This is a genomic window from Flaviramulus basaltis, from assembly GCF_900114265.1.
Taxonomy (GTDB): Bacteria; Bacteroidota; Bacteroidia; order Flavobacteriales; family Flavobacteriaceae; genus Flaviramulus; species Flaviramulus basaltis.
The window spans coordinates 118,254-130,252 of the sequence record NZ_FPKV01000004.1 but is presented as its reverse complement, the minus strand read 5'-3'; the positions used below and the strand labels follow the sequence as shown (position 1 = coordinate 130,252).

General features: G+C 31.4%; 8 protein-coding genes. 3 read left to right on the top strand and 5 right to left on the bottom strand.

Going from position 1 to position 11,999, the window contains the following annotated elements; all coding sequences use genetic code 11:
* The 3 genes from BT151_RS15595 to BT151_RS15585 form a co-directional block, all read right to left on the bottom strand.
* Positions 1 to 564, bottom strand: a complete 564-nt coding sequence (locus BT151_RS15595; protein WP_072403288.1) for an RNA polymerase sigma factor — start codon at positions 562 to 564, stop codon at positions 1 to 3.
* Positions 565 to 682: 118 nt separating this feature from the next.
* On the bottom strand, positions 683 to 1,081 hold the full coding sequence (locus BT151_RS15590; RefSeq protein ID WP_072403287.1) for a hypothetical protein: 399 nt from the start codon (positions 1,079 to 1,081) through the stop codon (positions 683 to 685).
* 84 nt (positions 1,082 to 1,165) lie between these two features.
* Positions 1,166 to 3,709, bottom strand: a complete 2,544-nt coding sequence (locus BT151_RS15585; protein WP_072403465.1) for an ATP-dependent Clp protease ATP-binding subunit — start codon at positions 3,707 to 3,709, stop codon at positions 1,166 to 1,168.
* A 260-nt stretch (positions 3,710 to 3,969) separates the two neighbouring features.
* Here BT151_RS15585 and gyrA point away from each other — a divergent pair, with 260 nt between their 5' ends.
* Positions 3,970 to 6,531: a DNA gyrase subunit A gene (gyrA, locus tag BT151_RS15580; RefSeq protein ID WP_072403286.1), complete on the top strand. Its 2,562-nt coding sequence runs from the start codon at positions 3,970 to 3,972 to the stop codon at positions 6,529 to 6,531.
* Between the two features lie 17 nt (positions 6,532 to 6,548).
* A complete protein-coding gene (locus tag BT151_RS15575) occupies positions 6,549 to 7,799 on the top strand; it encodes a tetratricopeptide repeat protein (protein WP_072403285.1) in 1,251 nt (416 codons plus the stop codon).
* Positions 7,800 to 7,854: 55 nt separating this feature from the next.
* Here BT151_RS15575 and BT151_RS15570 read toward each other — a convergent pair whose 3' ends face one another.
* On the bottom strand, positions 7,855 to 8,604 hold the full coding sequence (locus BT151_RS15570; RefSeq protein ID WP_072403284.1) for a C40 family peptidase: 750 nt from the start codon (positions 8,602 to 8,604) through the stop codon (positions 7,855 to 7,857).
* Positions 8,605 to 8,613: 9 nt separating this feature from the next.
* Complete coding sequence (locus BT151_RS15565; RefSeq protein ID WP_072403283.1) at positions 8,614 to 9,792, bottom strand: acetyl-CoA C-acyltransferase; 1,179 nt, start codon at positions 9,790 to 9,792, stop codon at positions 8,614 to 8,616.
* Positions 9,793 to 9,920: 128 nt separating this feature from the next.
* Between BT151_RS15565 and BT151_RS15560 the strand changes: the two genes are divergently transcribed.
* Entirely contained in the window at positions 9,921 to 11,969 is a 2,049-nt protein-coding gene (locus tag BT151_RS15560; protein ID WP_072403282.1) for an HD family phosphohydrolase, read from the top strand.
* The last annotated feature ends 30 nt before the right edge of the window (positions 11,970 to 11,999 follow it).

The following is an 11,999-nucleotide window of genomic DNA, read 5'->3' as shown; positions in this document are numbered from 1 at the left end:
TTAATACTCAATTGCAGTTTGCAGTTTTTGCCTTAAACTATCTTTAGCTCTTGAAATTATTGTACGGCAATTAGCATTAGATAAATTCATAATCTCACTAATTTCTTCATAATCATACCCTTCAATTAGATTTAATGTTAGTATAATTCTATAATTATCTTTTAGTGTTTTCATGATGTTTAAAACTTGTTGTGCTTTTAAGTTTGTAAACTCATAATCACTATCAATTCCGTTAGAATTATCTTCAATTTTATAAAGCATATCATCTAAAGCAACTTCTTGGTATTTATTTTTTTTCTTATAATGATAAATACTTTTATTTATAACAATTCGTTTTAACCAAGCTCCAAATATGCTGTCTTCTCTAAGGCTTTCTAATTGCGCAAATGCTAAGAGAAATGAATCTTGCATGACATCTTCTGCTTCAAAACTGTTTTTTACAATTCTGAAAGAAGTGTTATACATTGCTTTATAATATCTGTTATAAATTTCCAATTGTGCAGATTGGTTTCCAGACTTACAAAGTTGAATAAGTTGTTCTGTATTTAATTTGGTTGACGTCAAAAAAACATATTGTTATAGTATAGATTAGTACTTTATTTATTTGTTACAGTTTTGCAAAAAAAAAAAATCCTACGGACTTAAAGAGTGTAGGATTTTGGTTTGTAAAAATAGATAGAATTTAAAAATCAGATGTTTTTATATTTGTGTTATTCTGTTTAATAATTGATTTCGCCCAACTTATAGCTTTTTCAAGTTCTGTAAATGATTCAAAAGGTTTGCTTAAAAATAACTTTTCTATCTCAGCATTACTTAATGAAATATAATTAGTAGCAACTACTGCAAATCCAACTAAATTTGTAATTAGAGACGTTTTACTGTATACTGCTGGATCTACAGAATAAGAATTTATCCGATTTGTTATGTAGACAAATTCTTTTCCACTGTAATAAGTGTCAGCAATGTCTACTAAAATGTCATTAGATTCTACTGTAACAGTTTCTCCTTCATTGGCTTCAACAATTAGGTAATCATTGTAAATATAAAAAGTCCCTACAGGTAGTTTTAAGGTTTTTTTCATAACCCTAATATAATAAATTTAAAGTAAAAAAAAAGCTCGAAAATTAAAAATTCGAGCTTTTTTGTGAGGTGATATATCTAGAAATTAAGATTCTGCAGGCTTTTCGGCCTTATCTATTGATATGCTTAATTCTTCTTTTTTCTTATCTAAATCTATTTTAATGCTATCGCCTTCTTGTAAGTGTGATGCTACAATTTCTTCAGCTAAAGCATCTTCAACATACTTTTGAATAGCTCTATTTAATGGTCTTGCTCCGTATTGTTTATCAAAACCTTTTTCAGCTATAAAATCTTTTGCACTATTTGTAATTGTTAAATTATAACCTAAGTTTTTGATTCTAAGTAGAAGTTTTTCTAATTCGATATCAATAATTTTGTTGATGTCTTCTTTCTCTAAAGAATTGAACACAACTACATCATCAATTCTATTTAGAAACTCTGGGGCAAACGATTTTTTAAGCGCATTTTCAATAACGCTTCTAGCGTTAGCGTCTTCTTGTGCTTTTTGTGATGATGTACCAAAACCAATGCCTGTGCCAAAGTCTTTAAGTTTACGAGCACCAATATTGGATGTCATAATGATGATGGTATTTCTAAAATCTATTTTTCTACCTAAACTATCAGTTAAATAACCATCGTCAAGTACTTGTAAAAGCATATTGAATACATCTGGGTGAGCTTTTTCAATTTCATCCAAAAGAACAACGGCATAAGGCTTACGTCTAATTTTTTCTGTTAATTGACCTCCTTCTTCATAACCCACATATCCTGGAGGTGCACCAACTAATCTGGAAATAGCAAATTTCTCCATATATTCACTCATGTCTATTCTAACCAGTGAATCTTCACTATCAAATAATTCCCGAGATAATACTTTTGCTAATTGTGTTTTTCCAACACCTGTTTGTCCTAAAAATATAAATGACCCAATTGGCTTATTAGGATCTTTAAGTCCTGCACGATTACGCTGAATAGCCTTAACAACTTTGGCAACCGCTTCATCTTGACCAATAACTTTTCCTTTTATAAGGGTTGGTAATTCGGCCAATTTATTAATTTCTGTTTGTGCAATTCTGTTTACAGGAACACCAGTCATCATTGATACAACATCTGCAACATTATCTTCTGTTACAATTTCGCGATGTTGTTTAGTGTCTTCTTCCCATTTTTCTTGAGCTATGGCTAATTCCTTTTCAATGCGTTTTTCATCATCTCTAAGTTTAGCAGCTTCTTCATATTTTTGTTTTCTAACAACAGCATTTTTGGTTTCTTTAATACCTTCAAGTTGCTTTTCAAGCTCTAAAATTTGCTTAGGAACTTCTATATTAGTAATATGAACACGAGAACCCGCTTCATCTAAAGCATCAATGGCTTTGTCTGGTAAAAAGCGTTCTGTCATATATCTATTTGTTAGTTTTACACAAGCTTCAATAGCTTCTGGAGTATAATCAACATTATGATGTTCTTCGTATTTGCCTTTAATATTGTTAAGAATTTCAATGGTTTCTTCAACTGTAGTTGGTTCAACAATTACCTTTTGGAAACGACGCTCTAAGGCACCATCTTTTTCTATATATTGTCTGTATTCATCTAAAGTTGTAGCACCAATACATTGAATTTCGCCACGAGCTAAGGCAGGTTTAAACATGTTTGAAGCATCTAAACTTCCAGTAGCTCCACCAGCACCAACTATAGTATGAATTTCATCAATAAAAAGAATAACATCATCATTCTTTTCAAGCTCGTTCATTACAGCTTTCATACGTTCTTCAAACTGTCCACGATACTTCGTTCCAGCAACTAAACTTGCTAAATCTAAAGTAACAACACGTTTGTTGAATAGAATTCTTGAAACTTTTCGTTTTATAATTCTAAGTGCTAAACCTTCTGCAATGGCAGATTTCCCAACACCAGGTTCACCAATTAAAAGTGGATTGTTTTTCTTTCTTCTACTTAAAACTTGTGAAACACGTTGTATTTCTTTTTCTCGACCAACTACAGGGTCTAATTTGCCTTCTTCTGCTAAAGCAGTTAAATCACGTCCAAAATTATCTAAAACAGGAGTTTTAGACTTCTTGTTAGATTTTCCAGCAGGTGTGTTAAAAACGTCTTTTGTTCCTTCATCTTCCGGACTTACGTCATCATCTTGGAATTCAGCTTTTGGTTCTATATAATTGTTGTCGTTTGTAATCATAAATTTAAATTGTTCTTTAACATTATCGTAGTCAACTTTTAATTTATTTAAAAGTTTGGTAGTGGGGTCGTTTTCATTTCTCAAAATACAAAGCAATAGGTGTGCTGTGTTAATTGATGTACTTTGAAAAAGTTTAGCCTCTAAAAACGTGGTTTTTAAAGCGCGTTCTGCTTGCCTTGTAAGATGTAAATTCTTTTTTTGATTTGAAGCTACAGCAATATTTGGGTTTGCAGGACTTAGTATTTCAACTTTTCGTCTTAAGTGATTTAAATCAATATCTAAGGCGTTAAGTATGTTTATTGCTTTCCCATTACCGTCTCGCAAAAGACCAAGCATTAGGTGTTCAGTACCAATAAAATCATGGCCTAAGCGCAATGCTTCTTCTTTGCTAAAAGCAATAACATCTTTTACTCTTGGGGAAAAATTATCATCCATAAATAGTGTCCTTTCTGCATTAAAAATAGTAAAACATTTAACCATAGGCAAAAACTATACCTAAAAATATGTGTTTGATGCTAATTGACGAAAAAAACTGTATAAAATCAAAATATTTTAAATGATACTTATTAACTAAAAAAGCAGGTATAATTGTTAATAAAAAAACTCGAAAAACACGATTAAAAGACCTACCAATACTATTGAAATTCTTATATTAGCACGTTTTGAAATACACATAAAACTAAATTAGATTATATATGGCAGAAGGAGAAAAATTGATCCCTATTAATATTGAGGATGAGATGAAATCGGCTTACATTGACTATTCAATGTCAGTCATTGTGTCACGTGCTTTACCAGATGTAAGAGATGGTTTAAAACCTGTTCATAGACGTGTGCTTTTTGGTATGCATGAACTAGGTGTTAGAGCTAATACAGCACATAAAAAATCCGCAAGAATAGTTGGAGAAGTTTTAGGAAAATACCACCCACACGGTGATACATCAGTTTATGATGCTATGGTACGTATGGCTCAAGAATGGAGCTTGCGTTATATGCTTGTTGATGGACAAGGGAATTTTGGTTCTATTGATGGTGATAGTCCAGCAGCAATGCGTTATACAGAGGCACGTATGCGTAAAATATCTGAAGACATGTTGGCAGATATTGATAAAGAAACTGTTGATCACAAACTGAATTTTGATGATACTTTACAAGAACCAACAGTTTTACCAACACGAATTCCTGGACTTTTAGTTAATGGAGCATCAGGTATTGCAGTTGGTATGGCTACTAATATGCCTCCTCACAATTTAACAGAGGTTGTTAATGGAACTATTGCATATATTGAAAATAGCGACATTGAAATAGATGAGTTAATCACTTACATTAAAGCACCAGATTTTCCAACAGGAGGAACTATTTATGGCTATGATGGCGTTAAAGAAGCGTTTCATACAGGTCGTGGACGTATTATGATGCGTGCTAAAACCAATATTGAAGAGGTAAATGGACGTGAGTGTATAATCGTTGACGAGATTCCTTACCAAGTGAATAAGGCAGATATGATTAAGAAAACTGCAGACTTGGTAAATGAAAAAAAATTAGAAGGAATATCTACAATTCGTGATGAATCAGATAGAAACGGGATGCGAATCGTTTACGTTTTAAAACGTGATGCAATTCCTAACATCGTTCTTAATAAATTATTTAAATACACGGCTTTACAATCATCTTTTAGTGTAAATAATATTGCATTAGTAAATGGTCGTCCTCAGTTATTAAACTTAAAAGAACTAATTCATTATTTCGTTGAACACAGACATGAAGTTGTTGTAAGACGTACTACTTATGAGTTACGTAAAGCGGAAGAGCGCGCACATATTTTAGAAGGATTAATTATTGCTTCAGATAATATAGACGAAGTTATCGCAATTATTAGAGCCTCGTCAAATGCTGATGAAGCACGCGAAAATTTAATAAAACGTTTCGAACTTTCAGAAATTCAAGCTAAGGCTATTGTAGAGATGCGTTTGCGTCAGCTTACAGGTTTAGAGCAAGATAAATTACGTTCTGAGTACGAAGAAATTATGAAAACAATTATCGATCTTAAAGATATCTTAGATAAGAAAGATCGCAGAATGGATATCATTAAAGAGGAATTAGAAGTTGTTAGAGATAAGTATGGTGATGAGCGACGTTCAGTTATTGAATATGCTGGAGGCGATTTAAGTATAGAAGATATGATTCCTAATGAGCAAGTAGTTATAACTATTTCTCACGCAGGATATATAAAACGTACCTCACTTACCGAGTACAAAACTCAAAATAGAGGAGGAGTTGGTCAAAAAGCATCAACAACACGTAATGAAGATTTCTTAGAACATTTATTTGTTGGTACAAACCATCAATACATGTTGTTCTTTACACAAAAAGGAAAATGTTTCTGGATGCGTGTTTACGAAATCCCAGAAGGAAGTAAAACTTCAAAAGGACGTGCTATTCAAAACCTTATAAATATTGAACAAGATGATAAAGTAATGGCTTTCATCTGTACTCAAGATTTAAAAGATGAAGAATACATAAATAGTCATTATGTTATAATGGCAACTAAAAATGGTCAAGTTAAAAAGACATCTTTAGAACAATATTCACGTCCACGTACAAATGGTATTAATGCCATAACTATTAAGGATAATGATGTATTATTAGAGGCTAAGTTAACAACAGGAGAAAGCCAAGTTATGTTAGCCTTAAAATCTGGTAAAGCTATCCGTTTTGAAGAAGCAAAAACAAGACCAATGGGTAGAGGAGCTTCTGGAGTTAGAGGTATTACACTTGCTAATGCTAAAGATGAAGTTATTGGTATGGTAACGGTAGAGAATCCATTGGAGCAAACAGTGCTTGTGGTTTCAGAAAATGGTTATGGTAAACGAACTTATATTGATGATCCAGAAGATGGAGAAGCAGTTTACAGAATTACTAACCGTGGAGGGAAAGGTGTAAAAACTATTTCTATTACCGAAAAAACAGGTAGTTTAGTCGCTATAAAAACAGTTACAGATAATGATGATTTAATGATTATTAATAAATCTGGAATCGCAATAAGATTAGCTGTTCAAAACTTAAGAACAATGGGAAGAGCCACTCAAGGTGTAAAATTAATTAACTTGAAAGGGAATGATTCTATTGCAGCTGTTGCAAAAGTAATGCATGATGATGAAGAAGTTGAAGACGTTGAAACCATTGAAAACACTGATGATTTAAAAGATGGCACAACTCTTGATAATTCCATAGACGAAAATAACACTGAAAATTAAACTTAATATTATTTAAAATGAAAAAACAAATTATCATTGCTTTATCTTTTTCAATATGTGCCTTTTCATTTGCACAGAAGAAAGAATTGAAAACAGCAGAGAAAGCAATAAAATCAAATAACTATGCTGAAGCTAAATTAGCTTTAAATCAGGCAGAAGGTTTAATGTCTGCTATGGACGAAAAAACTAAATCAAAATTTTACTACTTAAAAGGACAAGCATTATACGCTGGAGGTGCAGGATCTATTACAGATGTAGATAGTAGTTTAGAGAATTTAGAAAAAGCAAAAGAGGCTTACCCATCAGAAATAGCTCAAATGAAGCAAGAAATGGCAAATAATTTGCTTACAAAAGGAAATTCTGCTTACGAGAAAAAAGATTTTTCAACATCATCTAAGTTTTTTGAAAAAGCTTACAGATTAACTAAAAAGGATACTGTGTTTTTATATTATGCAGCAGCAACGGCTGTTAATGTAAAAGAATATGACCGTGCTTTAACATTATATGAAGAGCTTAAAGATATAGGTTATACAGGTATTGAAAAGCAATATTTCGCAACTGAAGTTGAATCTGGTGAAGAAGTAGTTTTAGACAAAAACACTAGAGATATTTATGTTAAATCCAAAAGTCACATTAAACCAGGTGAGCGTTTAACTGAGTCAAAAAAACCAGAAATAGTAAAGAACATAGCTTTAATATATGTTAGTGAAGGCGATAATGAAAAAGCTTTAGCTGCTATGAAAGATGCTAGAGCAGAAAGTCCAGACGATATTAATTTATTATTATCTGAAGCTAATGTTCATTATAAAATGGGTAATACTGAAGAGTTCAAAAACTTGCTACAAAAGGCAACAGAAATGGATCCTAGTAATCCTGAATTACAATATAATTTAGGAGTCATAGCAGCCGAATCAAAGGAATTAGCAGAGGCAAAGGCATATTATGAAAAAGCAGTTGAGTTAGATCCTAAATATGTAAATGCATATATCAATTTATCAGCATTAGTATTAAATCAAGAGCAACCAATTATTGAAGAGATGAATGGTTTAGGAACATCAAAAGCAGATGACAAACGCTATGATGAGTTAAGAGAAAAAAGACAAGGTTTATATAAAGAAGCCGTTCCTTATTTAGCAAAAGCATTAGAGTTAGATGATAAAAATCTAAATGCAGCTAAAACATTAATGAATATTTATAGTATTCTTGGTGAAACAGATAAGTATAAAAGTTTAAAAGAAAAAGTTGATGTCCTTGAAGGAGGGGAATAATTTTTAAAACTAATACTAATATAAAAAAAGCCACTAATTTAATTAGTGGCTTTTTTTATATTACTTTTTTTATAACACGTAATTTATGAGTGTGTACTTTTTTGTCAACATTATAAATTCCTGAATGGTCAAGTCTATCAATTCTAACTTTACCATGAGCATGTATAATGTAATTATCTTTCATAATGATTCCAACATGAGTTATTATCCCTTCGCTGTTATCAAAAAAAGCTAAATCTCCTGGCTCACTTTCTTCAATAAAACTTAGCGCTTCCCCTTGTGTTGCTTGTTGTGAGGCATCACGAAGCAGTTTATATCCGTTAAGTTTATAAACCATTTGTGTAAAACCAGAACAATCTATTCCAAAAGATGTTTTTCCTCCCCAAAGATATGGAGCGTTTAAGTATAAAAAAGCAGTATTTAAAAGATGCTTTTTAGTCTCTTTTTTATCAGTTGATTGGCCTTCATATTTATGATTTAAAATAGATAATCCATTTAATGTAGAGCCTAATAAAATAGGATGTAATTGCTCATTAACATCTTCTATGAATTGAACTAAATCTAAAGATAGCTTTGGAGTTTCTTTCTTTAAAGTATTGTATTGTTCTTCTTCAATTTCGAAGTATTGCTTATTATCAACCCAACCTTCATATTTATCGAAAGCTAGTCTTATTTTACTCCAATTTTTGCGCTGTTCTATTATTTTAAAAAAGTCTCCATAAAGCACTTGCGATACTAATTCGCTCGAGTCTGTAGGTTCATTTCTAAGAGGAACAATGCTTAAATTACAAATTCCGTATTGCATTAATTAAGCTTAATTACGTTCTATAATAACTGCAGATGCACCACCACCACCATTGCAAATTGCTGCTGCACCAATTTTGGCATTATTTTGTTCTAAAACATTCAATAAGGTTATCAAAATTCTAACACCCGAACAACCTAAAGGATGTCCTAAAGATACGGCGCCACCATTAACATTAACATTGCTATCATTTAATCCTAAAAGTTTCATATTAGCTAGACCAACAACAGAAAATGCTTCGTTGAATTCAAAATAATCAACATCACTTATTTTAATTCCAGCTTTTTCTAGAGCTTTTGGTAAAGCTTTAGCTGGAGCTGTAGTAAACCATTCTGGTTCATGTGCAGCATCAGCATAGCTTTTTATAGTTGCTAATGGTTTTAATCCTAATTCTTCTGCTTTACTTTTACTCATTAAAACCATTGCGCCAGCACCATCATTAATGGTAGATGCATTGGCTGCAGTTACTGTACCGTCTTTAGTAAATGCAGGGCGTAATTGCGGAATTTTATCCATTCTAACATTAGTAAATTCTTCATCTTTAGAAACAATAATAGGTTCTCCACGACGCTGCGGTACTTCAACAGGTACTACTTCATTATCAAATTTACCAGCTTCCCAAGCCGCTGCAGAACGTTTATAAGACTGTATTGCATAAGCATCTTGATCTTCTCTAGAAAATTCATATTTTGTAGCACAGGCATCAGCGCAAACTCCCATTGCATTTTGGTCGTAAGCGTCTACCAAGCCATCTTTTTGCATGCCATCAATAAGGGAAGTAGGTCCAAATTTTGTTCCAGTACGCGCATATAAATAATGAGGAATTAAACTCATGTTTTCCATACCACCTGCAACAATTATGTTAGCATCACCAAGAGCAATAGCTTGAGCTGCTTGCATAACTGCTTTCATGCCCGAAGCACATACTTTATTTATAGTTGTACATGGTACTGTATTAGGTATTCCAGCATAAATTGCAGCTTGTCTAGCTGGAGCTTGTCCTGTTCCTGCTTGAACCACATTACCCATTAAAACTTCTTCAATTAATTCTGGCTTTAAATTTATTTTATTTAATGCACCTTGTATTGCGATAGCACCCAAATTTGGCGCAGGAATAGTTGATAAAGCTCCTAAAAAACTACCTATAGGTGTTCTTACAGCTGAAACAATTACTACTTCTTTATACATTTATATTATGCTTTAGTTTAGTACCTGCGAAATTAATGATTTTTTAGTAGAATTTTGAAGGATTCCTTTATTATAAAAAATGGTTAAAGCTTATAATTTTATTACATTTGATTTACTTATTCATTTAAATGAAAGACTTTATAAATAAACTATACAGAAACCATTCCTTGATTTATAAAGGCTTGTTGTTTATATGCACTACTTTTTTAATTGTTTATTTATTTCCAAAAAGCGGAAAATTTAAATACAATTTTGAAAGAGGAAAACCATGGCAATCAGAAAATTTACAAGCACCATTTGATTTTGCAATTAAAAAAACTGATGCAGAAATTACTTCAGAGAAAAAAGAGTTGGTTAGCAATACGCCACTGTATTTCAATTTAGATAAAGCAGTTAGAAACAATGTTGAAGCAGCTTATGATTCTCAATTTAAAAATACCTTTTCAGATTCTCTTTCTAACCAGTTATCTAGTAATTTATATAAAGTTGGAAAAAATATTATTTCAGAACTGTACAAGTTTGGAATTTTAAATGAAAACTATGATTTTCCTGATGATAGAAGTATATCTATTCTTGATGGTAGAGAAAATATTAAGGATGGATTTTTTTCAAATCTGATTAAACAGGATGCAGTATCTCCTGTAATTGATAAAATATTATCAGATAATAAGTATACAGCTTACAAAACAGATTTTGTAGCTTTATTTTTTGATATCATAGAGCCTAATTTAACGTTTAACAAATCATTTACAGATAAAGTTCTAGAAGATGAGTTTGCCAAAATTGCCTACACAAGAGGCAGTATTGCAGAACAAACTTTAATTGTATCTAAAGGAGAAGTTGTAGATGATGAAAAGTATCAGATTTTAAAATCTTTACAATCAGAATACGAATCGCAGGTTTGGAATAAAACTAATTACATATGGGTATTGTTTGCTTATACATTATTAGTGGCATTAGCTTTATTAATGTTGCTTTTATTCCTAAGAAAATATAGAGTAAGTGTGTTTGAAAATAATACTAAAGTAACCTTTATTTTTTTCAATATTTCTTTATTAATATTCATTACTACTTTGGTAGTAAATTATAACTCAAAGTATATTTACGTTGTTCCAATATGTATTTTACCTTTAGTATTTAAAGCATTTTTTGATGCTAGATTAGGGTTGTTTGCTCATGTACTTACAGTGCTCTTATTAGGTTTTATTGTGCCTAATAGTTATGAGTATATGTTTCTTCAAATTATTGCAGGTATTGTAACTATACTAACTGTTTCAGAATTATATAAGCGTGCTAATTTGTTTATTTCCGTTGGTCAAATAACACTCATTTATATTATAGCCTATTTTGCTTTTTTTGTAATTCATGAAGGAAGTGTAAAAGAACTAAATTGGGAAACATTTATATGGTTTATCTTGTGTGGATTGGCAACATTATTTGTGCAGCCTTTAATTTATGCTTATGAAAAGCTTTTTGGATTAGTATCAGATGTGTCACTTTTAGAATTATCAGACACTAATTCAAAATTACTTAAAGAGTTATCCAACAAAGCACCAGGTACATTTCATCATTCTCTCAACGTCGCTAATCTTGCAGAATCATCTGCAAATGAAATTGGTGCTAACGCTATGCTAGTTAGGGTGGGGGCTTTATATCATGATATTGGTAAAATGAAAAACCCTACTTATTTTACTGAAAATCAATCAACAGGAATAAATCCGCATGATGAATTATCATATAAAGAAAGCGCTAGAATAATTGTAGATCATGTTATAAATGGTATAGAAATAGCTAGAAAAAATAACTTGCCAGATAGAGTTATAGATTTTATAAGAACACACCATGGAACATCTGTTGTATATTATTTTTATGCACAAGAAAAAAAGGATTTCCCTGATGTTGATAAGGTAGATTTTAGTTATCCTGGTCCAAAGCCATTTAGTAAAGAAACAGCTATTTTAATGATGTGTGATAGTATAGAAGCAGCATCAAAAAGCTTAAAAGAGCCAACTTCAACTAAAATCGAGGCATTCGTAGAAAATATTATAAATAAACAAATAGAAGAAGGTCAATTTTTAAATGCAAATATAACTTTTAAGGAGATTCAGTCTATTAAAAAAGTGCTAAAGTACAAGCTTGCAAATATTTATCATTTGAGAATAGAATACCCTGAATAATAATTAAAAAAAACAAAAAAAATATTTGTG